We start from the raw sequence: 26417 nt of genomic DNA, 5'->3' as shown, positions 1-26417 counted from the left end.
CCCACCCCGCGATCGCGGAGGTCAGGAATACCGCTCCACCCCGTACTGCGTGCGGCCGCCGACGAGCTCCCGTCCGGTGACCAGTTCGGACGCGATGCGGATGAAGACGTCGTGGGGCGAGGCCACCCAGGAACGGGGTCCTGTCCGGGTGAGGCGATCATGCTCGGCGGGATCGCTCACCACCATCGCGCGCCCCGTCACGACGACGCTCCAGCCGGAGTGTGCGGCCGCGTCCACCGCGTCGGCCTCGAACGCCACCACCACTCCGTCGATGGAGCGGGCCAGTTCGGAGTCCGCCGCCGTCCGCAGCACGACGGCGGACTCGGCGTCGAGACAGAAATTGACCGGCAGGACCGCGGGCAGGGCGTCCCGTGTGTGGACGACCCTGCCGACCTGCGCGTCGCCGAGCCGGTCCAGGCATTCCTGCATGCCGAGTTCACGAAAGCCGTCGTTGGGATTCATCAGCGGAGTCAACTCTCACGCGCACAGCGCTTCGGCCACAAGAGACGCTTCTGCCTGTGGCGGGACAACGACCGAGGCCGAGGCTCAATCGGCCTCGCTGGTCTCCGGAGAACGGAGAGGGTCATTCCTTCCTGGGGTCCGCGCGGTGCCCGGATCACCGCACCGCGATCCGGCGTCCGCTGATCCGGTCCTGTTCGACGCGTACCCACAGGTCGCGCTCTTCGCCGCCGGCCCAGGGACGGCTGTAGGCGAGGGCGTCGAGCCGGCGCCTGACGTCCGGGGCGGTCACGGCCCGGGCGCTGCCCTGGACGAGTACGCTCCAGCCCTGGCTGAGGGCCTCGTCGACGTGATCGACCTGGAAGGCCACGTTCGATCCGACCGCTGCCGCGATCGTCGAACCCGGCGCGGTCCTGAAGGCGATCGAGCCGTCGATGACGCTGTAGTTGACGGGAAGGATGACAAGGCCGCCCTCAGCCACGGTGGCGAGCCTTCCGACGCCGTGCGTCGACAGCCGCGCAAGGCAGTCCCCCGGGCCGAGTTCGATCAGTTCGGAGTGGCCGGCCGCCTGGCCGAGGCCGGGCGGCAGGTCGGATTCACCGCCGTGCAGGGCGGCGACGGTCGTGTCCAAGGCGTCCGCGAGCCGGATCAGGACGCTCGTCCCGGGCCTCGCCGTGGACTGTTCCTCCAGGTACCGGAGGTAGCCGGCCGCTGTGCCCGCTCGGGCGGCCGTGGCTTCCCGGGTCAGGCCGAGTTCCTCACGTCGCGCGGCGATACGCCGTCCGATGTCGCCCGGTGCCGCCGCGGCCGAAGCCGCCGTGCGGACCGTCGGCCGGGATGTCTTCGTCATGTCTGCTGTGGCGACCGGCGTCACCCCGGGTCCGCCCTCGTCCTGCGGCGTACCGCTGGGCATGCGCGTTCGTGTCTGTTCGGACATGGCCTTCGCCTCCTTCCGTCAGGGCGTCCTGACCGTCAGAACGTCGTGCTGCGGCTCGCCGAGGACCACCTTGAGCGCGCCCGTGTCGGCGGCCCGAGCGAAGACGTCGTACGCCTCCTCCATGCTGTCCAGCGGGAAAGTGTGGGTGACGAGAGAGGCGGCAGGGAGCCGGCCCGCGGCCATCATGCGCAACAGGGTGGGGGTGGAGTAGGTGTCGACCAGTCCGGTGGTGATCGTCACGTTCTTGATCCACAGGCTTTCGAGGTGCAGGGTCGCGGGCTTGCCGTGCACGCCGACGTTGGCGACGTGTCCGCCGGGCCGGACCATGCGCGTGCACATCTCGAAGCTCTCCGGGACCCCCACCGCTTCGATGACGACATCGGCGCCGAGCCCGTCGGTGAGGTCGGAGACGAGTTGCTCGGCCTCCTCGCCGGCCGTCGCGACAGCGTCGGCGCCGAGACGCTTGGCGGCGTCGAGTCGGGCCGCCGCGAGGTCCACGGCGATGGTCTTCTCGGGCGAGAACAGGCGCGCCGTCGCGATGGCGGCGAGTCCGACGGGCCCGGCTCCGACCACGGCGACGGTGTCTCCGGGGCGTACCCGGCCGTTGAGCACGCCGACCTCGTAGGCGGTGGGGAAGATGTCGGCCAGCAGGACCGCGTCCTTGCTGTCCACGGCCCCTGGCAGGAGATGGGTGGACAGATCGGCGTGCGGGACGCGGACGTATTCGGCCTGGGTGCCGTTGATCAGGTGGCCGAGGATCCAGCCACCGTCGGCACGGCACTGGCCGTATGCGCCCTCCCGGCAGAAGCGGCAGCGACCGCACGCAGTGATGCAGGAGACCAGGACACGATCGCCCGGCCGGACGGTACGCACGTCGCTGCCGACCTCGACGATCTCACCGACGGCCTCGTGACCGAGGACCGTGCCAGGGGTTACTTCCGGCACGTCGCCCTTGAGGATGTGCAGGTCGGTTCCGCAGATGGTGACGGTGTCGACACGGACAATGGCGTCGGTGGCTTCCTGGATACCGGGATCAGCCACGCCCTCCCACGCGGACTTTCCCGGGCCGTGGAACACGAGTGCCTTCATGGCAATCCCTTCAAGTCGTGACGTGACCTGGTATTTCCAGCCTGACCGGGACGGATCGTTCGCGCATGGGCCGGTCGGTCCCCACCGCGGGACCGGGCGGCCCCTGCCGGCTCGCAGCCCGCGCTCTTGGGACCGGACCTCGCAGCCCGCGCCCCTGGGACCGGACCTCAGTCGTGCGGGACCACCGCGACCGGTGCTGCGGAGTGATGCAGTACCGCCTGGGTCACCGGGCCGGTATGAGGGCCGACCGGACTCTGCCGGTTTCGGCGACCGATCACGACCAGGTCCGCGTTTCGTGAAGCGTCCACGAGATGGCGGCCCGCACCGCCCACCACCGCCTGCTCGTGGACCGTGACGCAAGGGAACTTCTCGCGCCAGGGACGCAACACGTCGGCCAGGCGCCGCTGCGCCTCGACGAGCGATTCCGCGTCGACCACCGGATCGGTGGCACCGCTGTCGCCGTAGTAGGGCGGCACGCTCCCGCCATGGACGACGCGCAAGTCCGCCATCCTGCGAGCCGCCTCCTGGAAGGCGAATTCGATCACGGAGGCGTCCGAGTGCTCCAGGTCGAGGCCGAGGACCACGTCCCGGATTTCGTGGACCTCCTCGGAGACTTCCGCCGCGCGTACGAGGACGATCGGCGTCCGGCTCCGGGCCACCACGGCCTGCGCGACGGAACCCGTCAGGAAACCGGCGACCCCGCTCAGCCCCCTGGACCCGAGGACCAGCAGTTCGGCCTCCTCGGCCATGGCCAGCAGCACCGTTGCGGGCTGCTCTGCGACGCGCTCGGCGCTGACCGACAGACCCGGATGAATCGCGGCCAGCTGGGCCGCGGTCTCGTGCGGCAGACGTTCGGCCCACGCGCGCTGCGGATCGTCCTCCGGCTGCGGAACGGAGACGCCGGCCAGCGGGGCGTATACGTAGGGGTGCCACTGCCAGGCGTGCACGACACGCAGGTGGGCGTCCGTGCGCAGGGCCTCACGAGCTGCCCAATCGGCTGCCGCGAGACTCTCGGGCGAACCGTCCAGACCGACGACGATGGTGTGGGACATGTGCTGGCCTCCTTGAGGGATTCGTGATCAGCTTGGTGTTCGCCCGGCTGCGGGAGGAGGGGCCGCTGGTCCTCGAAGGGGACCGACCAGCCCCATGCGTAAGGGGACTTCACGACCCCGCCGACACAGACCCGCCGACGCGGTTCGCCGAGCGGCGGTTCGCGTGGGCCGGCCGGGCAGCCGTCGGTGGAGCACCCCGTTCCCCGCGCGCCCGAGCGCGGCGGGGCGCCCCCGCACATGCACGGGGGCGCCCCGACTCTTACCGTTCGGTCACCGCAGCCAGGTGTTGCGGTTCACGATGGGCAGTCGCTCCCAGAGCTTTCCGAGGCCCCAGGTGGCACCGGCGCCCGCCGCGGCCAGGGCGATCAGGACAACCGCGTAGATCACGTGATAGTCCGTGAACGGGTTGGGCGACATGCTCGGTGAACCGTCGGACAGATGCCGGGCCGGCGGCCACTCGGCGAGCCACATGAACGCCATCATCACCGTGCCCGCCAGCGCTGCGAGCCGCAGCGCGACACCCGCGACGAGCGCCACGCCTACGCCGAGCAGGCCGGCCATGAACAGCCAGTCGACCCAGCCGGCGCCGGCCCAGGAGTGGAACGTCGACTCCATCGGTCCGGCCGCGACACCGCCGAGGAAACCCTTCGTGGGCGAGCCGCCGTCGATCCAGCCCTTGCCGGACGGGGTCGCGTAGCCGAACCCGAAAGCCTTGTCGAGGAACGCCCACAGGAACACGAACCCGGTCAGCAGACGCAGACCCGCGAGGGCGTACGAGCTGACCGCCGTGGCCGACGAGGCCACGGCCTCACCCGGCGCCTGTGCCGAACGGGTCCTGCGCAGCGACGGGAAGCGGAACCCTGCGTGACGGTGAGACTGCTCGTGGACTGCCATGATGTTGATCCCTCCCAGGGTGTTCGATGAAGTCGTGAGGTTTTCCGTTGCGGGTTCAATGTCCTTCCGCGGAAGGGGAATTCGGAGGGGCCGCGAGTCCCTGAAGGCAGGGCCGAACGTCCCGATCCGGGGCCCGGCAGGTCGGCCGGTCGCACGCGATCACCCGAACTCGGCCTGTTCGGGGCAGAGTTCGTGACCCGCACCGGTCCGTGTCCAAGGCGTCGGCGCACGTCACGCACCGGACCGCCTTCGCCGCCACGGTCGAAAAGAAGCTGGGACAGCAGTCGAATAGAAGCTGGAACAGCAGCGGACCACGCGCGCGCGGCCAGTCGCCGGCTCACCGAGCCGGCCAGCGGTGCAGGGAGTACGCCCGCCCCACGCGCGCCGGCCACGGTGAGCTCGGTGTCCTTGCCGTGGTGCGCCGACACACGTAACTCGGCGCCGCGCAGGGCCGGTTCCTCGGCGGCCCGGTCCAGCGCTCGTACGGCGATGAGCGAGCCGTCGACGCCGACCGTCATCTGACGGACGATCACCTCCCTTGCTCCCCCGGCCCGTTGGCACCTTGTCGGTGGGCCCTAGGTCGCGGCCGACGCCCCGTCCCTGCCGTCGGCGAGCGCGGCCCGGCCGGCTTCGAGGCGGGCGGCCGGAACCCGGAACGGCGAACAGGAGACGTAGTCGAGCCCGATGTCGTGGAAGAAGTGGATGGAGTCGGGGTCTCCGCCGTGTTCGCCACAGACGCCGATCTTCAGACCGGGGTGGGCGACGCGGCCCTCCTCGACGGCGATGCGTATCAGACGTCCGACGCCGTCGCGGTCGAGGGTCTCGAACGGCGAGGCGGGGAAGACTCCCTGGGCCAGATAGGCGGGGAAGAAGGACGCTTCGACGTCGTCGCGGGACAGGCCCCAGGCCGTCTGGGTCAGGTCGTTGGTGCCGAAGGAGAAGAAGTCGGCCGCCTCGGCGATCCGGCCGGCGGTCAGCGCGGCCCGGGGCAGCTCGATCATCGTGCCGATGGGGCACTCGACGGTGAGCCCGGACTCCCGTGAGACGTCGGCGAGGACGCGCTCCGCCGCGGCGCGGACGATCCGCAGTTCCTCGACCGTGCCGACCAGGGGGACCATGATCTCCGCATGGGGTTCTCCCCCGGCGCGCAGTCGTTCGACGACGGCTTCGGCGATCGCCCGTACCTGCATTTCGACCAGGCCGGGGACGACGAGAGCAAGGCGGACGCCGCGCAGTCCGAGCATGGGGTTGGACTCGTGCATGCGCTCGACCGCGGCGAGCAGGCGGCGGTCGTGCTCGGTGGGCCGGGTGGCGACACGGACGGCGAGCTCGGTGCGGTCGGGCAGGAACTCGTGCAGCGGCGGGTCGATGAGGCGGATCGTCACCGGGAGCCCGTCCATCGCGGCGAGGATTCCGGTGAAGTCGCCTCGCTGGAGGGGCAGAAGGGCGTCCAGGGCGGCGCGGCGTCCGGACTCGTCCTCGGCGAGGATCATCGCTTCGACCAGGCTCCGGCGCTCGCCGAGGAACATGTGCTCGGTGCGGCACAGCCCGATGCCTTGAGCGCCGTGACGGCGGGCGCGGGCCGCGTCCTCGGGGGTGTCGGCGTTGGCGTGAACCTCCAAGTGCCGTACGGAGTCGGCGTGCTGGAGCGTACGGGCGACCGCCTCGGTCAGTGCGCCCTCGCCTTCTCCGGTGTCGAGGAAGTGCCCGACCGGGGAGTCGGCCAGCGGCAGGGCTCCGAGATGGACGGTCCCCGACGTGCCGTCCACGGAGATCACGGTGCCCTCGGCGAGCACGGTCCCGTCGGGTGCGGTGAGGGTGCGGGATGCGACATCCACCGTCAGCTCCTCGGCACCGCACACACAGACCTTGCCCATCCCTCGGGCGACGACGGCCGCATGGCTGGTCTTGCCGCCCCGGCTGGTCAGCACGGCCTCGGCCGCGACCATCCCGGGCAGGTCGTCGGGCGTCGTCTCACGCCGTACGAGGACCACGTGCTCCCCCGCGTCCGCGCGCCGTACCGCCTCCGCCGAGTCGAAGACGATCGCGCCGACCGCGGCGCCGGGCGAGGCGGGGACACCGTGCGCCAGCGGCGCGGCCTCCGCGTGCGCCGCGAACCGGGGGAACATCAGCCGTGCCAGTTGCGCCCCGCCGACCCGGGCCAGTGCTTCGTCCTCGCCGATCAGCTTCTCGTCGACGAGCGCCTCCGCGATCCGGAAGGCGGCCTCGGCGGTGCGCTTGCCGACCCTGGTCTGCAGCATCCAGAGCCTGCCGCGCTCGACGGTGAACTCGATGTCGCACAGGTCGCGGTAGTGGTGCTCCAAGGTCTCCATGTGCTGGAGGAGCTGACGGTAGGAGGCCGGGTCCAGGCGCTCCAGTTCGGCGAGCGGGACGGCGTTGCGGATGCCGGCGACGACGTCCTCGCCCTGGGCGTCGGGAAGGTAGTCGCCGTAGACGCCCCGTGCGCCGGTGGCCGGGTCGCGGCTGAAGGCGACGCCCGTGCCGGAGTCCGGGCCGAGGTTGCCGAGGACCATCACCTGGATGTTGACGGCGGTCCCGAGGTCGTCGGGGATGTGCTCACGGCGACGGTAGAGACCGGCTCGCTCGCCGTTCCAGGAGTCGAAGACTGCGCGGATCGCCCGCTGGAGCTGTTCGGCCGGGTCCTGCGGGAACTCCTCGCCGGTCGCGTCGCGGATGACCTGCTTGAAGTGCTCGACGAGCGCCATGGGCTCGTCCCCGGCAGCGTGCCGGTCGAAGCGTTCAGGTGCGATGCCGAGGACCGTGCGGCCGTACATCTGGAGGAGCCTGCGATAGGAGTCCCACGCGACATGCTCGCTGCCGGTGACCTTGGCGAGGCCGAGGACGGATTCGTCCCCGAGGCCGATGTCGAGGATGGTCTCCATCATTCCGGGCATCGAGAACTTGCTGCCCGAACGGACCGAGAGCAGCAGCGGGTTGTCCCGGCCGCCGAGCTCGCGACCGGTGCTCCGCTCCAACTCGGCGAGCGCGTGTACGACTTGCGCACCCAGCTCGCCCGGTTCCTCCCCGGTGGCCAGGTACTCGCGGCAGGCCTCGGTGGTGACGGTGAAGCCGGGCGGAACGGGAAGTCCCAGCCGGGTCATCTCCGCGAGATTGGCCCCCTTGCCACCGAGCAGGTCCGCCATGTCGCGGCCCCCGTCGGCGAATTCGTACACATAGCGGGTCATATCCTTCACCCTCCGGGTGTCTTCAGTGGTGTCTTCAGTGGTGCAAAACGACGGCAGGACAGGCGAGTTCGTACACGTAGTGGCAGCGACTCATGCCCTTCACCGACCTCGGGGTTCAGGCGTGCGGGACGACGGCGACGCAGCAGTCGGCATGGTGCAGCACGGCGTGGGCGACCGGACCGAGGTAGGCCCCGAAGCGGGTCTCGCGTTCTCTGCGTCCCACCACGATCAGCGCGGCGCTCGCGGAGGCGCGGATGAGCTCAGGGGCCGCGCGGCCGCGCCTCACGGTCTCGGCGACGGGAACCTCGGGGAACTTCTCGCACCAGGGGCGCAGGGTGGCGACGACGGCGTTCTCGTGCTCGGCGAGCAGCTCCGGGCCGCTCACTCGTGCGAGCGGGTCCGTGGCATCGGAACGCGGGGCACCGAAGGCGTGGACGACGTGCAGCGCGGCGCCACGGAGCCGGGCGGCGTCGAACGCGAACGCGATCAGCTCGTCGCACGGCTTGTCGGTGTCGAGGCCGAGGACCACGTCGCGGTACGGCACCTGCGGGATCTCGTCCGGTGAGATGCCGTCCGGTGCCGCGAAGTGCTCGTCACACGTGCCGACGCCGGCCCGCACCAGGACCACCGGGACCGGTGACCTGGAGACGACCCGCTGAGAGATCGAACCCAGCAGGTACCCCGTCACTCCGCTGAGCCCGCGGGAGCCGAGTACCAGCAGGGCGGCCTCGTCGGCCGCGGCGAGCAGAGCGGTCACCGGCGTCTCCACGACGGACCGGCCGAGCACCCGCAGACCGGGGTGCGCCGCACGAAGTCCTTCCGAGACCCCTGTCAGCAGGTCCTCGGCCCAGGAACGCCGGGTCATGTCGGCCGGCCCGGACGGGGCCGGCCGCGGATGCGGCTGCCACGCGTGCACCAGAGTGAGCGCCGAACCCCGGCGCAGGGCCTCACGGGCCGCCCAGTGCGCGGCGGCCAGACTCTCCGGGGACCCGTCGATCCCCGTCGCGACCGGTCGAAGCATGATCCGCACCTCCAGCGTCGTGCGTTCGGCCGGGACTCCACGGGCCGGACGGCGGTCACCGCCGCCCGCGGAATCCCTTTGTCCCATCGAGCCTGGTACGGGGCGAGGCTCACGCGCAGGGGCCGGGCAGTACCTTCCGCCGGGCCGATCGGCCCCGACCGATGCCATGCGGCCCGCAGCGGGGGCCGCATGGCCCATGGCGGCGGGCGGAGCCTGGGCAGAGATTGGGAGTGGAGGGATCACGCGCCAGGAAGAGGCAGGATCATGAACACTTCCACCACATCCACCATGCTGCGGGCGCTGCCCGCCGACCACCGGGAACGGCTGATGCAGGTGGCCCGCGAGGTGTCGTTCCCCGCGGGCACCCGCCTTTTCGGGGAAGGCGGCCACGCGGACCGGTTCTGGATCATCCGGACCGGCACGGTGGCCCTCGACCTGCGGGTGCCGGGCCGCCGCGCGGCCGTCATCGAGATCCTCGGACACAACGAACTCGTCGGCTGGTCCTGGCTGTTCCACCCGCACACCTGGCATCTGGGCGCCAAGGCGACCAGCCCGGTGCGCGCCTACGAATTCGACGCCGAGACGGTCAGGACGATGTGCCGGGCCGATCCCGGATTCGGCGCCGCCGTGACCCGGTGGGTCGGCGAGATCGTCGCCCACCGGCTCCAGTCGACCCGGACCCGGCTGCTCGACCTGTACGCCCCCTACGGCAGCGGTGACCCCCGCTGACCGACGTATCCGGAACCGACCGAGGAGTCACCGTGCACGGCAGTCCGCACATCGTGAGCGACGTGATGACCCACACCGTCGCCGCCATCGGCCGTGGGGCCGGTTTCAAGGAGATCGTGCAGCTGATGGAGCAGTGGCAGGTCAGTGCCCTGCCCGTCGTGGAGGGCGAGAGCCGGGTGATCGGGGTCGTCTCCGAAGCCGATCTGCTCCCCAAGGAGGAGTTCCGCGACGGCGACCCCGACCGGTACACGCAACTGCGGCGGCTGAACGATCTCGCCAAGGCGGGCGGGTTGACCGCGGAGGAGCTGATGACGTCTCCGGCGGTCACCGTGCGCGCGAACGCGACCCTCGCGCAGGCCGCCCGCATCATGGCGCACGCCAAGGTCAAGCGGCTGCCGGTCGTGGACGAGATAGGCGGCCTCGAGGGCGTCGTCAGCCGCGGTGACCTCCTCAAGGTGTTCCTGCGCAGTGACGAGGACATCGCCGAGGAGGTGCGCCGGGAGATCGTTTCCTACCTCTTCCACGGGTCGCCCTCAGCGGTCCGCGTCCAGGTGCGGGGCGGTGTCGTCACCCTGTCCGGACACGTCCGCGACACCGCACTGGTGCCGGTGGCCGCCCGGCTGGTGCGGGCCGTGGAAGGAGTGGTGGACGTCGGATTCGACCTCCCGGGCCCGGAGCGCGTCAGGGAGCGGTGAGACGACCGCGAGTGCGGCGCCGTCCAGATCCTCCCGGGCCTGCTCAGCCATCGGGCGACGGCACCCCGCTCAGGGCCGGCCGAACCTCCAAAGGATCACTCGCGGTCCCGGACCGGGCGCGGATGGGGCCGGTCGGCCCTAGTGCATCCGGGCCTGAGGGGTGATGATCGGCGTCAGCGGGATCACGGTGCGTGGTCCATCACTGAACAAGGGGTCGCCATGGCCGAGGCGCGTACGTTTTCCGAGCAGAACCCGATCCGGGTCTTCCTGCTGGACGACCACGAGGTGGTACGCCGTGGTCTGACCGACCTCCTGGACGCCGAACCGGACATCTCGGTCGTCGGTGACGCGGGCAGCGTCGAGCACGCCCTGGTGCGCGGCCCGGCGCTGCGCCCTGACGTCGCCGTCCTCGACGTACGCCTGCCGGACGGCGACGGCATCAGCGTCTGCCGGGAACTGCGCAGCCAGATGCCCGAGCTGTCCTGCCTGATGCTGACGTCGTTCGACGACGAGGAAGCCCTGCTCGACGCGATCATGGCCGGGGCCTCGGGCTACGTACTGAAACAGATCAAGGGAACCGACCTGATCTCCGCGGTCCGCACCGTCGCCTCCGGCCAGTCGATGCTGGACCCCACCACGACCGCCCGGCTGATGCGCAAACTGCGCGCCGATCCGGCCGAGGAGCCGGCCCTCTCCCCCGAGCTCGCCAGCCTCTCGCCGCGCGAACGGGACATCCTCGCGCTGATCGGGGACGGGCTCACCAACCGCGAGATCGGCAAAGAGCTCTATCTGTCCGAGAAGACGGTGAAGAACCACATCTCCCGGCTGCTGGCCAAGCTCGGCGTCCAGCGTCGCGTCCAGGCCGCGGTCCTGGCCAACCACCTCGAACACCCCGACACGAGGAACCAGCACCCCACCCGTTGAGTCCTCGACGGGCTCACGGTCGACCTGTCTCGGGGGCCCCGTCCGGTGACACGGGCACCCGCCACTCCAGCAGCGTGCCGCCGCTCTCCTCACGCTCGCCCGGCGTGAGGGTCCCGCCGAGGACGGCGGCCCTCTCCGCCATGTTCTTGAGGCCACTGCCCGGCACGCCGACCGTTCCGGCACCGGAGTGCCGGGCCACGTTGCTGAGCGCCTCGCCGAGTACCGCGACCGCGTGGTCCGCGACGCCGCCGGGAACGTCGGTGTCGACAAGGCCCTCGATCCGCGGCGCGGGAGCGGACCCGTGGGAGAGCGTTGCCGCCGCCACCGCCCCGGTCACCCTGCCTCGCGGCATCGAGTCGCAGCTCGGAATGTGCTGCTCCGAGCGTTCGCGCGTATCCCTGGTCATCAAAGGCCTCACCGAAGGCCCCCCACCCGCGAGTTGGGCAACACCGCGTCGTGGCCGGTCGAGGTTCGCCCGGCCACGACAGTTGTCGAGCGGGGTCGGGGGGTCAGCCTTCCGGGACGTGTGCCGTCAACGCGGTGCGGATGCCGGCCGCCCATGCCTCGATCCGCTCGAAGTCACGGAAGTCGCCGCCCTTGCCGGAGGAGACGATCTTCCGGGCGATGAACCCCCTCGCCCCCTCTTCGAGGCACCCGCCGAACGTGACGTGTTCCGTCACGTCGAGCCGGTCCATCGCCCGTTTCACGGCGGGCACGGGCGGGATGTCGCGTTCCGAGGCGGAGGCGTCGAGGGGACCGCTGCTGAAGAACCACAGGGGCAGCCCGGCGAGCGCGCGGCGGTGTCGGCGCACGAAGCGACGGGCGTCCTTGTGCCAGCGCCCCGCGTACAGGCCTCCACCGACCACAACGGCGTCGTACGGTTCGACACTCGTCACGGAGCGGGCCGGCAGCGCCTCGGCCGACATCCCTTCCTTGCGCAGGACCTCGGCGACGGTCTCCGCGATCTGCGCCGTGGATCCGTTGGTCGTCCCGTAGGCGACCAGAACGTTGCTCGGCATGGCGGTTCGCCTCCTCTCACAGCCTGCGCAGCCAGTCCTCGGTGACTCCGTGCACGGCCGGCTGGTCCGGGCGCAGGTGCGCGTCGTCGAAGCGATAGGTGAGTTTGTCGACGACGCCGACGGTCCCGTCGATCCGGCGGCTCATGGCGACCGCGATCTCCGCCTCGCTCCGGCGTTCCATCTGGCCGTCGAGCGTGATCACCCCTTCGTGGACGGTGACCGTCACGGTCTGCGGTGTGATCCACAGCGACCGCACGAGAACCTCGTCGATCACCTCGGAGCGGATCTCCCGGTCGGGGCGCAGGAAGACCTGGAGCAGGTCGCGGCGGGTCACGATGCCGACGAGCCGGTCCTCCTCGTCCACCACCGGCAGCCGCTCCACCTGGTTCTGAGCCATGGTCCGGGCGGCTTCGGCGATGGTGTTCTCCGCGTAGACGGTCACCGGCGGTACGGACATGAGCTGTCCGGCCGTACGGGCCCGTGCCTTGGCCGCCTGCCGACGGGAGCCGCGAGTGGGCAGGACGAGCCGGAAACGGGGCTTCGGCGCGTACGGATCGGAGGTCTGTGCCTGCCGGACCAGGAGGTCGGACTCGGAGATCACCCCGATGACCTTCTCGTCCTCGTCGACGACCGGCAGCCCGCTGATGCGGTGGGCGGCGAGCAGCCGTACCACCTCCTTGAACGGGGCGCCGTACGGTGCCCGGACGACGTCCGCCGTCATCACGGATCCGACCTTGTCGTTCTTCATGACTGTTCCTCCTCAGCGCAGTCGGCGCAGATAGGAGTCCTGTGCGCGACGCGGCAGCAGCCGGACGCGTGCGTCGAGCACGCTGACCGCGCCGGGGGTCGCGAGGACGGGGTTGAAGTCGGCCTCGGCGAGCTGCGGAAGATCGCTCGCCATACGGGACAGGCGCAGCAGCACCTGTTCGAGACCTTCGAGGTCCACGGATCCGGCTCCGTGCGCGCCGAAGAGCAGGGGTGCGCAGCGCGGCGAGGTGATCAGGTCGTGGACGTCGTGGTCGGTCAGGGGGGCGAGGCGGGCCGCGTGGTCGGCCAGCACCTCTGTCGCCGTACCGCCGAGACCGAACAGCACGAGGGGTCCGAAGACTTCGTCCTGGACGACCCCGGCGAACAGTTCGGTGCCGCGAGCGGCGAGCGGCTGCAGGACCACTCCGGTCAGGAGTCCGGCGAACCGGGTCTCGAAGTCCCTGAAGGCGGCCCGTACTTGGGCGTCGCCCTGGAGGTCGAGGTGCACGGCGCGCTGTTCGCTCTTGTGGAGCAGGCCGGGCCAGTGGGCCTTCATGACGACGCGGCCGTCGGGTCCCCGCAGCCGTTCGGCGGCGATGACGGCGTCGTTCTCGGTCTCGGCCCAGGCCCAGTCCAGTTGTGGAACGCCGTAGCAGGCGAGCAATTCCGCGCAGGTGCGCGGGTCGAGCCAGCCGCCGTCGGGGTGCGCCGCGAGGAAGCTCTCGGCAACCGCTCGGGCGCGCCCGGTGTCGATGTCCGCGAGGTCGGGGACGGTTCCGGCGGGCCGGCTCAGCCAGGCCGCACGGTGCGCGGCGTGGGCCACCGCCCGCGCCACCGCGCCCGGTTCGGAGTACGACGGGATGGTTCCGCCGTCAGCGGTGGGCAGCAGCTCGACCGGCAGCGCCTGCTCCAGTCGTACGACGGCGACGGGACGTTCCCGTCGTGCGGGCCCGTCGGTGAGTGCCCGGACGAGATCGTCGCCGGTCGCGGCGGCGACGGCGGTGGGGACCAGCGCCACGAGGACGGCGTCGATCCCCGGGTGCCGGGCGACCCGCTCCACGCACGACCTGAGCTGCTCCTCGCTGACGGCGGCGGTGGCGTCGACGGGGTTGCCCACGGTGGCGCCCTCCGGAAGCACACCGAGCAGGTCGTCCGCCAGTTCAGCCGTCAGGACCGGGAGGGCGAGTCCGGCTTCCGCGCAGGCGTCGGCGGCGAGGACGCCCGCGCCGCCCGCGTTGGTGACGATCGCGACGCGGCTGCCGGAGGGCAGCGGCTGGGCGTGCAACAGGGCCGCGGTTTCCAGGAGTTCGCCCACTGAACGGGTGGCGGTGATGCCCGCCTGGGTGAACAGGGCCTGCCGGGTCATGGTGCGGGTGGCGGCGGCCGCGGTGTGCGAGGCGGCCGCACGCCGGCCCGCGTCGGTGCGGCCCGCGTCGACCGTGAGGACGGGCATACGGCGGGTCACCCGGCGGGCGGTGCGGGAGAAGGCGCGGGGGTTGCCGAACGACTCCAGGTGCAGCAGGGCGAGGTCGGTGCGGCCGTCGCTCTCCCACCACTGGAGCATGTCGTTTCCGCTGACGTCGTACTTGTCGCCCAGCGAGGCGAAGGTGGAGACGCCGATGCCGAGCCGGGACAGACCGTCGAGCAGGGCGATGCCGACGCCGCCCGACTGCACGGCGACCCCCGCCGTACCGGGGCGCGGGTGGCCGGCGGCGAAGGTGGCGTCGAGGGCGAAGCCCGGGTCGGTGTTGGAGACGCCGAGGCAGTTCGGGCCGACGAGCCGCATGCCGTGCGTGCGGCACGCGTCCAGCAGTCCCCTGCCCTGGTCGGCGTCCAGTCCGGCCGTCACCACCAGGAGCGCCCGTACGCCGGCCTTGCCGCACTCCTCGGCGGTGGCGGGCACCGCGGCGGCCGGGATCGCGAGGACCGCGAGGTCGGGGACGAGGGGCAGGGCGCTGACGGAGGGGAAGGACGGCACGCCGAGGACCGAGTTCACGCCGGGGTTCACGGCGAACAGCCGCCGGGTGAAGCCGCCCGCGTGCAGATGGTGCAGGAGGGCCCGGCCCACCGATCCGGGCCGGCGCCCCGCGCCGATCACGGCCACGGCATCGGGGCGCAGCAGCGGTTCCAGGCTCGCCACGTCGGCGCCCCGGCCGCGGGTCTCGACTGCCGCGAGGTAGGTGTCGTCCTCTGCCAGTTCGATGGTGCAGCGAACCTCAGGGCCCTCGAAATGCCGGGCCGTACGCAGGCCGAGGTCGGCGAAGAGCCGCAGGACCTCGTGGTTCTCGGACAGGGCGTCGGCGGTGAACGTACGGACGCCCGCCGCGCGGGCGGCAGATACGAGGTGCTCGACGAGCAGGGTGCCGACGCCCCGGTGGTGCAGCCCGTCGGCGACCGCGATGGAGATCTCGGCCGTGCCCGCGCCATCACCGGCCCCGTCCTCGGCCTCGTACTCGGCGAGCCCGATGACCTGACCGTGTGTCTCGGCGAGCAGCGCCCGGTAGCCGGGCCGTGGCGGGGCACAGGCCCTGTCTGCGGCCATCTCGGCGGAACGGTGGCTCGCGGCGAAGAACCGGAGGCGGAGGTTGTCCGGGGACATCTCCTCGTACAGACCGTGCAGTTGCTCGTGGTCACCGGGCAGCACGGAGCGTATGCACACCGTGGTGCCGTCCTGAAGCAGCGCGTGAACCGCGTGAACCTTGGGGTGGTCGTCGTCCGTCATCACTGGCCTCCTCGAAACCTGTCGGCCCTTCGAGCATCCAGCGATCGTGGGGCTCGCCCCAGGGGCTGACCGGGTGCACCCCATGGGCCGGTCGGCCCCGAGTCGGCCTCCACCGGCTCCCTTCGATCCCTGTGATGAAGCGGTGGGCCGTGACGGCGCCGTCTCCCGCACGGCCGGCAGGGCGGAACCGCCCTGGCGCGGCCGATCGTTCTCGGTGACGCCCCGGCGCTACGACTTCGGCCGGATCCGCGGGCACCTCACAAGCACGCCGGGCTCGTTCCCTCTGGAGGGAACGAGCCCGGTGCTTCGGGTACGCGTCTGTGCGGGATCCACCCGGGGCCCCGGTCACCGCGCGGTCGGCCAGTGCCCCATGGGTGCCGCCCCGGCGCGTCAGTCGTCGGCGACCAGCGCGGTGAGGTCGAGCAGGCGGTTGGTGTATCCCCACTCGTTGTCGTACCAGCCGAAGACCTTCGCCAGGGTTCCGTTGGCCTGGGTCAGGGCCGGGTCGAAGATGCAGGACGCCGGGTCGCCGATGACGTCGCGGGAGACGATGGGCGCCCGCGTCACCCGGAGGATGCCCTTCAGGGGGCCGTCTGCGGCCTCCGCGAAGGCGGCGTTGATCTCGTCCGCCGTCGCCTCGCGGCGCAGTACCACCGCGAGGTCGGTGAGCGAGCCGTCCTCGACGGGCACGCGGACCGCGATGCCGTCCAGGGCTCCGGCCAGCTCGGGCAGGACCAGTCCGACGGCGCGGGCGGCGCCCGTGCTGGTCGGGATGATGCTGAGCGCCGCCGAACGCGCGCGGCGAAGGTCCTTGTGCGGGCCGTCCAGCAGGGACTGGTCGTTGGTGTAGCCGTGGATGGTGGTCATCACGCCGCGCTCGATCCCGAACGCCTCGTGGAGCACCTTGACCATCGGGGCGACGCAGTTGGTGGTGCAGGAGGCGGCCGACACGATCCTGTCGGAGGCTCGGTCGTAGGTGTCGTCGTTGACGCCCATCACGATGGTGGCGTCCGCGTTCTTGCCGGGTGCCGACAGCAGCACGGTGTGGGCGCCGCTCTTCAGGTGCAGGGCGGCGGTGTCCCGGTCGCGGAAGCGGCCGGTGGACTCGATGACGATGTCGGCGCCGTTGTCGGCCCATTGGAGGGCCGCCGGGTCCCGCTCGGCGGTGACGGCGATGCGCCTGCCGTCGACGGTGATCGAGCTGTCGTCATACAGGACCTCGCGCCCGAGACGTCCGAACGTCGAGTCGTACTCGAGGAGATGGGCCAGGGTGGCGGGCGGCGCGATGTCATTGATCGCGACCACCTCGACGTACTGGGTGCCCGCCTCGGCTCGCTGCAGTGCCGCGCGCAGATAGGTGCGGCCGATGCGGCCGAAACCGTTGATACCGACGCGTACGGTCATGACGGTGAACTCCTTTGCGGGATGCGGGTTTCAGTCGCGGGTCAGGTCGGCGTCCTGACGATGTGTCTGTTGCGGTACGACGGCGACGGGGCATGCCGAGTGGTGCAGGACCGAGTGGGCCACGCGGCCGAGCTGAAGTCCGAAGCTGCCGTCACGGTGGTGCGCGCCCACGACCAGCAGGTCGGCGTCGGCGGAAGCGTCCAGCAACACCCGCCGGGCGGTGCCCTCTTCGGTCCGTCGGCGCAGATCCACCGACGGATGTTCCGCGGCGGCCCCGTTCAACGCGGACTCGAGGATCTCCACCGCGTGCCGCTCGTGCAGCCGGGCGGGCTCCGCCACCGTCAGCGGGTGGTCCGTGGACTCACGGGCGGGACAGCGCCAGGCCCGCACCGCGTGCAGTGCGGCTTCGCGGACCTCCGCTTCCTGGAAGGCGAAGCGCACGGCCGCCGCCGAGTTCGGGCCCTCGCCGACTCCGAGGAGAACGCTCCGGTGTCTGCCGGCGTCGGCCTGGTTGTCGTGGTCGCCGCGCACCACGATCACCGGGCAGGCGGCGCGGGCGGCGACCGCAAGGCTGACCGAACCGAGCAGCAATTCGGCCATCCCGCTGCGCCCGCGGGATCCGAGGACCAGCGCGAAGGCGCTGTGCGCTTCCTTCATCAGCACGCTCACCGCATCATCGGGCAGCACCTCGGCGGAGATCCGCACCTCGGCATGGCGGCGGTGGGCGCGCTGCGCAGCGGCCTCGACGATGTCGTCCACCGCGATCTGCTCGGAGGTCCTGCCCAGCCCCTCCATGAGGGCGGCGCCTTCGTAGCGTTCCCAGAGCGAGGCGTACACCAGACGCAGCGGCAGACCGCGCAGCGCGGCCTCGTCCGTGGCCCGGTCGACGGCACGCAAGCTGGGCTCGGAGCCGTCGACACCCACGACCAGGGGCAGCGGCTCACCGAATGCTCGTACGACGGGCGGCTTCATGGGATGTCTCTCCTTTCGCGGTGGGTGACGAACGGGCGGCCCGAGGTGATCAGCCGTGCGGGACGACGGCCAGGCCGGCCGAGCCGACCATGAAACCGCCCACGCCACTGAGTCCACGGGTGCCGAGGACGATGACTTCGGCGTCGTCAGCGGCCTTGAACAGCGCTTCTCGCAGCCCGCGCGACCGCGCCTCACGGGCAGCCCGTTCGGCGGCGGCGGGGCTCTCAAGGGAACCGTCGAGGCCCACGGTGACAGTGCGCATGATGTCCGCCTTCTGAATCGGAGGTGCGATTCAAGCGTCGTGTCCGATGGGCTCGCCGCGCAGGGGCCGCAGGTCCCTGGGAGGGGCCGACCGGCCCATGACGGGACCTGCGGCACGGGCGGCGTGAGGGACGATGCCTCGTCGGGGATGCGTCCGCGCTTCTGCGGTCACCGCAGCCAGGTGTTGCGGTTCACGACGGGCAGTCGCTCCCAGGGCTTCCCCAGGCCCCAGGTGGCACCGGCGCCCGGCCCGGAAGAGCGCCCGCCGGTCAGAGGACGGCGATGGGGTTGACGGGAGAACCGGTGGCCCCGGGGAGCCGCAGAGGAGCGACGACGCAGAGGAACGACCAGCGGTCCGCGTCTTCGCAGAGCGGCACCAGGTCCTCGAACCGCAGGTAGTCCATGAAGTACAGCCCGAGGGCGTGGATTCCCAGCACGTGCACGGGGAAGTCCACGCCCTCGGTGAGGCTGGGGGCCGTGTCGTTGTTGCCGTCGCCGCCCAGTACGGCGACCCGGCGCTCGGCCAGGAACTCCATCGCGGCCGGGTGCAGGCCGGCCCGGTCGCGTGAGGCGTCCCAGGGTCCTTGTTCCTCGCGTCTGCGACGGTGACCGACCCGTACGAGGAGGATGTCCCCGGCATCGACCCGCACGGCCTGGGCGGCCTCCGCGGCCCGGAGGTCGTCGGCGGTGACGTGGTCGCCCGGCTCCAGCCACGGCACACCTCGCAGCCGCGGGATGTCGAGCAGGACGCCACGGCCGACAATGCCGTTCCGCACGAGGTCGACGGACAGGGCGGTCGCGCCCTCGGCGGTCACGGTGCTCGCGGGGACGCCGCCGTGCAGTGTGCCGTTGTAGACGACGTGGCACAGGGCGTCGAGGTGGCTGTCGGCGTCGCCGTGAATGTTCATGGCGAAGTGGTCGGTGGCGAAGTGCAGCCCGGTGGCCGCGGCCTCGGACTCCGGGCGGCTGGTGAGCCGGTGGCCTGCCGGGTGCGGATCGTCGGGGGCCACGTCGGTCTCGATCGGGGAGGACAGTGACACGGTCAGGCCCGAGCGGACCTCGGCCGCCGCGGCGAGGACCGTCGCCGGTGTGATGCCCGCCGGCGCCCCGCCGCCGGTGGAGGGCAGGGCTCCGGTGGCGTCCGCCCGCTGCCGCAGACGCTCGTACAGGGCGTCGAAGTCGGCCCGGCTCTGCGGGCGGCCGCCGGGATTCGGTGCGCCCGCACCGGCCTGCCCGGGCTCAGCCACGCCGCCGTGCCCGGTCGATGGCCTCGTCCAGGGTCGAGGCCGCCATGATGAGCGACAGATGGGTGAACGCCTGCGGGAAGTTGCCGAGTTGCTCACCACTCGGGCCGATCTCCTCGGCGAACAGACCGACGTGGTTGGCGTACGTATGCATCTTCTCGAAGGTGTAGCGGGCCGGACGGACCCGCCCGGCCCGGGCCAGGGCGTCGACGTAGAGGTAGGTGCAGAGGCTGAAGGTGCCCTCCGAGCCACGAAGACCGTCCGGGGAGGCGGCCGGATCGTACCGGTACACGAGACTGTCCGAGACGAGCTTGCGCTCCATGGCGTCCAGGGTGGAGAGCCAGCCCGGGCTCTTCGCGGAGAGAAACCCCACGCGCGGGATCAACAGGAGGGAGGCGTCAAGGACGTCCCCGCCGTAGTGCTGCACCAGGGCCCGCTCGGACTGGCTCCAGCCCTTGTCCATGACCTGTTCGAGGATGCTGTCACGGGCGTCGCGCCAGCGCGGGATGTCGCCGGGCCGGCTGAGTTCCGTCGCCAGGCGCAGACCTCGGTCGAAGGCGACCCAGCACATCACCCGGCTGAACGTGAAGTCGTTGCGGCCCCCGCGCGTCTCCCAGACGCCCTCGTCCGGACGGTCCCAGTTGTCGGAGAGCCAGTCCAGCGTCCGGGCGAGCCCCTTCCAGCCGTGGAAGCCCAGCTCCTCACTGACATCCATGCCCTCGGCCATCGCGTAGAGGGCCTCGCCGTAGATGTCGAGCTGCAACTGGTCCGCGGCGGCGTTACCGGCCCGCACGGGCCTCGATCCCCGGTAACCCTCCCAGTGGTCGAGGATCTCCTCGGTCAGCTGCGGGTCCCCGTCGACCCGGTACATGATCTGCAGGCGCTCGCCGGGCAGGTCCGCCCGGTCGCGCATCCGCTCGCCCAGCCACTTGGTGAACGCCGACGCCTCCTCGGCGAACCCGAGGTCGAGCAGGGCCCGCACCGAGAGCGACCCGTCCCGCACCCACGAGTACCGGTAGTCCCAGTTGCGCTCACCGCCGACCTGTTCCGGCAGACCCATGGTGGCGGCGGCGACCGGCGCTCCTGTCGGGTGGTAGGTGAGGAGTTTGATCGTGATGGCGGAGCGGTTCACCATCTCGGCCCAGCGCCCCCGGTAGTGGGAGGTGTGCAGCCACCTCTGCCAGAAGTCCACCTCGTGCCACAACGCCTCTGTCGCGCCGTCGACCGTGAGCGGAGGCGGCGCCTCGCCGTCGGCGGCACACGTGGTGAACACGGCGACGGCCGACTCGCCGATTCCGAGGGTGACCGCACCCTTCACGTCCTGCCCGTCCCGCGCCAGTGGGAAGGATGCCTGCAGGTGGCCGGCGATCCCGGGGCCCCGGAACGCCGCCTCCTGGGGCCGCAGATCGAGCTCGTGGTCGGCCCTGCCGTAGTCGAACCGCGGCCTGCACTCCAGCAGGAACCGCACGGTGCCGCGCACCACGCGGATCACCCGCATCAGGCTGTGCCGGTCGGTGGGGGTACGGCTGGTGATCGCGGGCATCCAGTCGACGACCTCGCCGACGCCCTCCGGCGACATGAACCTCGTGACCAGCACGCCGGTGTCCGGGTAGTAGAGCTGCTTGCACGTCACGTCCGAGTGTTCCGGGGCCAGTCGGAAGTACCCGCCGCGGTCGTGGTCGAGCAGTGAGGCGAAGACGCTGGGCGAGTCGAACCTCGGCGAGCAGAACCAGTTCACCACGCCCTCCGAGGACACCAGGGCGGCGGTCTGGAGGTCGCCCACCAGACCGTGGTTGGCGATGGGTGGATAACGGTCCATCAGTTTCCAATCCATGAGGTTTCGACGCGATCCACTGTCTGGCAGGCCGTATACGGGCGCCTGCCCGAGCCGCGGACGGGTGATCCGGGCTGCCGTGAGCGGCTCCCGTCTGCTGCCTTGATCCGCCGGTACGGCCGGTGACAGCCGCGGAAGGACACGCCGCTTCCCGGCGAGGAGCCGGAGCGGATGCAGCCCTGGTGGGGAGCGCGCAGCATGAGGAGGTGAGCCGGCCGGTGGCCGCCTGCAACGGTTTTCGCGGCGTGGCCGCACCCAGTCGCCATGGTCCTGCGAACATGGCGCGCACAGACGGGAGAACAGTCATGGCCAAGCCCGACGCAGTCTTCATCTACATCGGCACCTACCCGAGCGAGGCCGCGGCGCGAGCCGACTACGACGTCGTCAAGGAACTTCACGCGGCCGGGGCGGTCGGCACCTTCGACGCCTCCGTGGTCACCAAGGACGAGTCCGGCAAGGTCCATGTGGACAAGGACGAGACGGCCACGCGGCACGGGGCATGGGGCGGAGCCGCCGCCGGTGCGGTCGTCGGTCTGCTGTTCCCGCCGGCGGTCATCGGCACCGCCCTCGTCGGTGCCGCCGTGGGAGGCGTGGGCGGACACCTGTGGCGTGGCATGTCCCGGGCGGACGTCAAGGAGTTCGGCGAGCTCATCGACGAGGGAGAGGCCGCCCTCGTCATCGTCGGTGCGAGCACGCTGTCGCATGCCCTGGAGAAGGCCGAGCTGAAGGCCGAGAAGAAGATCGCCAAGGAACTCGACGTGAGCACGAACGACATCGACAAGGCCGTCCAGCGGGCAGCCGCCGAGGTCGCCTGATCCGACCTCGGCGGCCCCGGGGCCGCCCGGTGGCCGGCCGTTCACCGACCGCCCTCCGGCCCCGGTGGCGCTACCTTCTCCGCCTCGGTCGTGGCGCGTCCGGAGGCGGCGAGGAGCGCGAGCAGCGCGAGCAGGGCCAGGAGGATGAGCACGAGCAGCAGGATCGTCAGGACCGTCGGGTGGTTCCAGAGCGCGAAGACCAGGGCCACGATCAGCAGCGCGGCCAGAGCGATCCACCGGCGGTGTGCCTGGGCCCAGGTTCCCGCCCGGCCGGTGCGGACCTGGTGGGCGTACGCCCACTGGGCCGCGGAGTCCGCGGTGCGCTCGGAGGTGCCCCGGACCGCGACCGGCAGCCGCCCGGGGCCGATGAGGTAGGCGCCGAGCGCGATGACGACGCCGAGCACGATCGCCGTGCGGAGGCTGACCTTCAGGAAGTGCAGCAGCGTGTCGAAGACGGCCGCCGCGGCGGCCTCCGACTGGACCTGGGCCGGGAGGTGGTCCAGGTAGTAGCGGCGGGCGACGACCAGGACGATGGCCACGACCAGGCAGGCGAAGGCCGCGCCCAGGGCCGTACGGGCCAGGGCCCGGCGCCGCCGGTGGGCCAGGAACACCCCGGCGGCGCCGATCAGCACGACGATCACGGGCAACCAGTTCCCGATCACGTCCAGCAGATGGGCGCCCTTGCGGATCTTGTCGAGTTGGTCGGACTGGAAGAGCACCATCTGCTTGTTGACGTCGGGGATCTTGGAGGCCGGGGACAGTCCGGCGGCCACCAGCGCCTGCTTGACCTGGTCGACGGCTTCGCCGACGTTCAGGGTGACGGTTCCGCCGCTCACGCCGATGGCGCCGCGGCCCTGGCCGGTCAGCGCGTGGACGACCGCGGCGTGGGCATCCCGGTTGGCGGACGTCCAGATCTTCTCGAAGCGGTCGCTCCGCACGAAGCGCGTGACCACCTTCTGCACCGTGCTGTCGACCGCCGCGTCGAGCTGGGGGCCGAGCCCCTTCACGGCCTGCGCGGCCTTCGGCGGCAGGCCCTGTGTCTGGAGCCAGGCGGCGATGTCCGAGGCCGCCTGGTTGCCGTCGACCCGCACATCGGCGGCATGGGTGATGCGTTTGATCGCCGCGTCCTCGATGGCGGGATCCGAGGCCAGCGGGGCGACCGTCGCCACGTACCGGTCCGTGTCCAGCGCGATGTCGTGCACCCACACCGTGAGCAGTGCGATCGGTACGAGGATGCAGGTGAGGACGATGAGTACCGCGGAGGCGGTGTTCCTGGCGATCCGCGTGGCCGTCGAGCCGCCCTTGTGCCCACCCCCCGCCGCATCACCCGCGTCCTTCTCCGGGACTGCGCCGAACTCGGACGGATCGCGGGGGCTGGTCATGGGTGCTCCGTGGCTCATCGGGGGCTGCCTGCCTCCATTTCCGTCGCTCCACGGCGGGACGGCACCCTGGGCGGGCCGTACGGGCTAGAGGCACGCGGGCCGTACGGGCCAGGGGTACGCGGGCCGTACGGGCCAGGGGTACGCGGGCCGTACGGGCCAGGGGTACGCCGGTCTTCGGCGCGGTTCCGCTCGGCCCGGGGCCCGGAACCGGACCGGCGGCTCAGCCCCTGTGCACCGCGGCACCCAGCTCCGCCATGCGGGGTACCCGAGACGGATCTACCGTTGAGGGGAAGCCCGGCGCTCGCGGATGCTCGATGCTCCGCCACCGTTGCTCACCCGGCGCCGGAAGCCCACGGGAAGGCACCCAGACATGGCCACTGCGTCGGAAACCCCTGTCCTGGACACGCTCGCCGCGATGACGGTCGACTCGATCGAACGGTGCGGGCTGGCCCCGGACATGCTGCTGCTGACGCGCATCGCAGCCCTGGCCGCCTCGGACGCTCCGCCGATCTCCTACGTCGCCCATATCGACCCCGCCATCGAAACAGGCGTCACCGCCACCCAGTTGCAGGACGTGCTGGTCGCCATCGCACCCATAGTGGGCACGGCCCGCGTCATGACGGCAGCGGGCAACATCGCGGCGGCACTCGGCATCGCGATCGCCGTCGCCGACGCCGAGGTCGAAGGCCAGGGCTGAGAACAGACGCCACCAGGAACAGACGATCGGCGCGGCCCACGAACAGGGGAGCACGGCAGCACTCCGGCTGCCGTGGTCCCCGGTCGCCCCGGGGCCGCAGGGCCAGGCAGGAGAGCCGACGATGCCCAAGTACGCGACCACCGCGATGCGTACGTCACCTCACGCGACACCCGCGGAACGCGTGGCGCTCGGCAAGGAGGCGCGGCGCCGCTCTCCACGGTCGGGACACGCGGTGTACAGGCCCGGTCCGAAGAGAACGGACCCGCTGGCGATCCTGGAGGAGCAGTCCGCCGCCAGGGTGCAGGAGTTGGTGCCCATCCGGTACAGCCGGATGACCGAGTCCCCGTTCCGCTTCTACCGCGGGGCCGCGGCGATCATGGCGTCCGACCTGGCGGGCAGTCCCGTCTCGGGAATCAACGCCCAGTTGTGCGGGGACGCCCATCTGCTCAACTTCCGGCTGCTCGCCTCGCCGGAGCGGAAGTTGATGTTCGACATCAACGACTTCGACGAGACGCTGCCGGGCCCCTGGGAGTGGGACGTCAAGCGGCTGTCGGCGAGCTTCGTCATCGCCGCCCGGGCGAACGGTCTCGACGACGACGAGCGCGCCCGCATCGTGAGCGGCACCGTGCGCTCGTACCGAGAGGCGATGATCCGCTTCGCCGGCATGAGCAACCTCGACGTCTGGTACGCGAAGATCGACGCCGACCGCCTCATGGACCTCGCGACGGGCCGGCTTCACAAAAGTGGTCAGAAGAAGCTCGACCACGCCCTGACGAAGGCCCGCTCGCGCGACACCGTGCAGGTCTTCGAGAAGCTCACGCGCCAGGTCGAGGGCCGCCCGATGATCGCGCCGGATCCCCCGTTGCTCGTACCCATCGCCGATCTGCTTCCCGACGCCCAACGCACCACGCTGGAGCGCCAGTTCCGCGGACTCATCGAGCGGTACGGGATCACCCTGCCGTCCGACCGGCGCGCTCTCCTGGACGACTACCAACTCGCGGACGTGGCCCGCAAGGTGGTCGGGGTCGGCAGCGTCGGCACCCGGTGCTGGATCTTCCTGCTCCTCGGGCGGGACGGCCGCGACCCGCTGTTCCTGCAGGCCAAGGAAGCCGACACCTCCGTACTCGCCGACCACGTCGGAGCCAGCCAGTATCGCAACCAGGGCGAACGAGTCGTCGCGGGACAGCGGTTGATGCAGGCGGCGAGCGACATCTTCCTCGGCTGGGAACGCGTGGACGGAATCGACGGCAAGCGCCGCGACTTCTACGTCCGGCAACTGCGCGACTGGAAGGGCATCGCGATGCCGGAGACGATGTCGCCCCGGCAGTTGGAGGCCTTCGGCGGCGTCTGCGGCCTCACCCTCGCCCGCGCGCACGCGCGCTCCGGCGACCGGATCGCGATCGCCTCCTACCTCGGCAAGAAGGACTCCTTCGACCGGGCTCTCGTGACCTTCGCGGAGGCGTACGCCGACCAGAACGAGCGCGACCATCAGGCACTCGTCGACGCGGTACGGGCGGGACGGCTGCCCGCGCAGGACGTTCCGGCCGACTGACCGGCCGGACGCCCTCGGACGCCCGGCGTGAACAGGCCGGTGTGACAGGCCGGTGTGACAGGCCGGTGTGACAGGCCGGTGTGACAGGCCGGTGTGACAGGCCGGCCCGTCACAAAGTCCCACCCTGGGACCGCCGGCCCTCCTCCACCGCGTGCACGAGGACTCGGGCGGCCACACCGAGCAGCAGAAGGTTGGCCGTCATCTGTCCAGTGACCAGCAGCCGGGCCGTCTGGCTGCGCGGGCTGATGTCGCCGAATCCGACCGTGCTGAACACGGTCATCGTGAAGTACAGGGCGTCGGTCCTCGACATCCCTTCGCTGAAGCTGCCCGGCACGCTGCGATCCAGCAGGTAGTCGGTCGTGGCGAAGAGCAGCAGGAACAACGGAAGTGCCGTTGTGAGAGCCGCCATCGCCCGCAGCCGGGGGCGCTCGGAACTCACGATCCCGCGCACCTGCCACCCGAGAAGCAGCGCCACCGCCACCAGCCCCGCCACGAGGCCGACGACGGACTTCGCCGTGAAGGCCGAGTCCAGCGGCAGCAGGTAATAGGCCGCGACCAAGGCGGCCGCGACAAGCACACAGCGCACCGTCGTGAGCACGACCGCCCGGCGTCCACTGCGCGACTTCCTGTCCACCGTCCCCCTCTCGGACGCCCGATGCCGTGGCAACCCCGCTGCCCCGCCTGCCTGCGAACAGCCACTCTCCCCGGGCAACCCCGCGACGTCCGGACGGCGCACCACAAACTCACCCGAAATGGCTCGCG

24 protein-coding genes are annotated in these 26417 nt (G+C 71.3%); 6 read left to right on the top strand and 18 right to left on the bottom strand.

The window, feature by feature from the left end:
* Positions 1-21: 21 nt before the first annotated feature.
* The 7 genes from ACFYW8_RS00340 to ACFYW8_RS00310 form a co-directional block, all read right to left on the bottom strand.
* Complete coding sequence (locus ACFYW8_RS00340) at positions 22-462, bottom strand: pyridoxamine 5'-phosphate oxidase family protein (protein ID WP_389064931.1); 441 nt, start codon at positions 460-462, stop codon at positions 22-24.
* Positions 463-616: 154 nt separating this feature from the next.
* Entirely contained in the window at positions 617-1396 is a 780-nt protein-coding gene (locus ACFYW8_RS00335) for a helix-turn-helix domain-containing protein (protein WP_389064926.1), read from the bottom strand.
* Positions 1397-1414: 18 nt separating this feature from the next.
* A complete protein-coding gene (locus ACFYW8_RS00330) occupies positions 1415-2485 on the bottom strand; it encodes a zinc-dependent alcohol dehydrogenase family protein (protein WP_389064921.1) in 1071 nt (356 codons plus the stop codon).
* A gap of 167 nt (positions 2486-2652) precedes the next feature.
* A complete protein-coding gene (locus ACFYW8_RS00325; protein WP_389064917.1) occupies positions 2653-3537 on the bottom strand; it encodes a universal stress protein in 885 nt (294 codons plus the stop codon).
* Between the two features lie 270 nt (positions 3538-3807).
* The gene (locus ACFYW8_RS00320; protein WP_389064913.1) at positions 3808-4431 is read right to left on the bottom strand and encodes a hypothetical protein; all 624 of its coding nucleotides are present in this window, start codon (positions 4429-4431) and stop codon (positions 3808-3810) included.
* 575 nt (positions 4432-5006) lie between these two features.
* Positions 5007-7637 carry a pyruvate, phosphate dikinase gene (gene ppdK, locus ACFYW8_RS00315; protein ID WP_389064908.1) on the bottom strand — a complete coding sequence of 877 codons (2631 nt, stop codon included), beginning with the start codon at positions 7635-7637 and terminating at the stop codon, positions 5007-5009.
* A gap of 115 nt (positions 7638-7752) precedes the next feature.
* Complete coding sequence (locus ACFYW8_RS00310) at positions 7753-8658, bottom strand: universal stress protein (RefSeq protein WP_389064904.1); 906 nt, start codon at positions 8656-8658, stop codon at positions 7753-7755.
* Between the two features lie 264 nt (positions 8659-8922).
* Here ACFYW8_RS00310 and ACFYW8_RS00305 point away from each other — a divergent pair, with 264 nt between their 5' ends.
* From ACFYW8_RS00305 to ACFYW8_RS00295, 3 genes are all read left to right on the top strand, one after another.
* Entirely contained in the window at positions 8923-9387 is a 465-nt protein-coding gene (locus ACFYW8_RS00305) for a cyclic nucleotide-binding domain-containing protein (protein ID WP_389064901.1), read from the top strand.
* A gap of 32 nt (positions 9388-9419) precedes the next feature.
* Complete coding sequence (locus tag ACFYW8_RS00300) at positions 9420-10082, top strand: CBS domain-containing protein (protein WP_365871921.1); 663 nt, start codon at positions 9420-9422, stop codon at positions 10080-10082.
* A 219-nt stretch (positions 10083-10301) separates the two neighbouring features.
* Positions 10302-11006, top strand: a complete 705-nt coding sequence (locus ACFYW8_RS00295) for a response regulator (RefSeq protein WP_389064894.1) — start codon at positions 10302-10304, stop codon at positions 11004-11006.
* Positions 11007-11019: 13 nt separating this feature from the next.
* On the opposite strand, the gene ACFYW8_RS00290 is transcribed toward ACFYW8_RS00295, so the two are convergent.
* From ACFYW8_RS00290 to ACFYW8_RS00250, 9 genes are all read right to left on the bottom strand, one after another.
* Positions 11020-11412, bottom strand: coding sequence for a hypothetical protein (locus tag ACFYW8_RS00290; protein WP_389064891.1), 393 nt, complete (start codon positions 11410-11412; stop codon positions 11020-11022).
* A gap of 103 nt (positions 11413-11515) precedes the next feature.
* Complete coding sequence (locus ACFYW8_RS00285; protein ID WP_389064888.1) at positions 11516-12025, bottom strand: flavodoxin domain-containing protein; 510 nt, start codon at positions 12023-12025, stop codon at positions 11516-11518.
* A gap of 16 nt (positions 12026-12041) precedes the next feature.
* The gene (locus ACFYW8_RS00280; RefSeq protein WP_389064884.1) at positions 12042-12773 is read right to left on the bottom strand and encodes a CBS domain-containing protein; all 732 of its coding nucleotides are present in this window, start codon (positions 12771-12773) and stop codon (positions 12042-12044) included.
* 12 nt (positions 12774-12785) lie between these two features.
* Positions 12786-15494 carry a GNAT family N-acetyltransferase gene (locus ACFYW8_RS00275; RefSeq protein WP_389064879.1) on the bottom strand — a complete coding sequence of 903 codons (2709 nt, stop codon included), beginning with the start codon at positions 15492-15494 and terminating at the stop codon, positions 12786-12788.
* 390 nt (positions 15495-15884) lie between these two features.
* On the bottom strand, positions 15885-16898 hold the full coding sequence (gene gap, locus ACFYW8_RS00270; RefSeq protein WP_389064875.1) for a type I glyceraldehyde-3-phosphate dehydrogenase: 1014 nt from the start codon (positions 16896-16898) through the stop codon (positions 15885-15887).
* 30 nt (positions 16899-16928) lie between these two features.
* On the bottom strand, positions 16929-17870 hold the full coding sequence (locus ACFYW8_RS00265; RefSeq protein ID WP_389064870.1) for a universal stress protein: 942 nt from the start codon (positions 17868-17870) through the stop codon (positions 16929-16931).
* Between the two features lie 49 nt (positions 17871-17919).
* Complete coding sequence (locus ACFYW8_RS00260) at positions 17920-18132, bottom strand: hypothetical protein (RefSeq protein ID WP_389064865.1); 213 nt, start codon at positions 18130-18132, stop codon at positions 17920-17922.
* Between the two features lie 268 nt (positions 18133-18400).
* Positions 18401-19378, bottom strand: coding sequence for a cyclase family protein (locus tag ACFYW8_RS00255; protein ID WP_389064860.1), 978 nt, complete (start codon positions 19376-19378; stop codon positions 18401-18403).
* On the bottom strand, positions 19371-21194 hold the full coding sequence (locus ACFYW8_RS00250) for a glycoside hydrolase family 15 protein (RefSeq protein ID WP_389064857.1): 1824 nt from the start codon (positions 21192-21194) through the stop codon (positions 19371-19373). Before ACFYW8_RS00250 ends, ACFYW8_RS00255 begins: the two co-directional genes overlap by 8 nt.
* 320 nt (positions 21195-21514) lie before the next feature.
* Here ACFYW8_RS00250 and ACFYW8_RS00245 point away from each other — a divergent pair, with 320 nt between their 5' ends.
* The gene (locus tag ACFYW8_RS00245; RefSeq protein WP_389064852.1) at positions 21515-22024 is read left to right on the top strand and encodes a DUF1269 domain-containing protein; all 510 of its coding nucleotides are present in this window, start codon (positions 21515-21517) and stop codon (positions 22022-22024) included.
* A 41-nt stretch (positions 22025-22065) separates the two neighbouring features.
* Here ACFYW8_RS00245 and ACFYW8_RS00240 read toward each other — a convergent pair whose 3' ends face one another.
* Positions 22066-23406, bottom strand: coding sequence for a hypothetical protein (locus tag ACFYW8_RS00240; RefSeq protein ID WP_389064849.1), 1341 nt, complete (start codon positions 23404-23406; stop codon positions 22066-22068).
* Between the two features lie 370 nt (positions 23407-23776).
* Here ACFYW8_RS00240 and ACFYW8_RS00235 point away from each other — a divergent pair, with 370 nt between their 5' ends.
* Both ACFYW8_RS00235 and ACFYW8_RS00230 read left to right on the top strand, forming a co-directional pair.
* On the top strand, positions 23777-24103 hold the full coding sequence (locus ACFYW8_RS00235; RefSeq protein ID WP_389064844.1) for a carboxymuconolactone decarboxylase family protein: 327 nt from the start codon (positions 23777-23779) through the stop codon (positions 24101-24103).
* 121 nt (positions 24104-24224) lie between these two features.
* On the top strand, positions 24225-25655 hold the full coding sequence (locus ACFYW8_RS00230; protein WP_389064841.1) for a DUF2252 domain-containing protein: 1431 nt from the start codon (positions 24225-24227) through the stop codon (positions 25653-25655).
* A 109-nt stretch (positions 25656-25764) separates the two neighbouring features.
* On the opposite strand, the gene ACFYW8_RS00225 is transcribed toward ACFYW8_RS00230, so the two are convergent.
* Positions 25765-26289, bottom strand: coding sequence for a potassium channel family protein (locus tag ACFYW8_RS00225; RefSeq protein WP_365871892.1), 525 nt, complete (start codon positions 26287-26289; stop codon positions 25765-25767).
* Between the last annotated feature and the right edge of the window lie 128 nt (positions 26290-26417).

The sequence above is a fragment of the Streptomyces sp. NPDC002742 genome (assembly GCF_042888885.1).
Lineage (GTDB): Bacteria > Actinomycetota > Actinomycetes > Streptomycetales > Streptomycetaceae > Streptomyces.
This window is presented reverse-complemented; position numbering and strand designations above follow the sequence as displayed.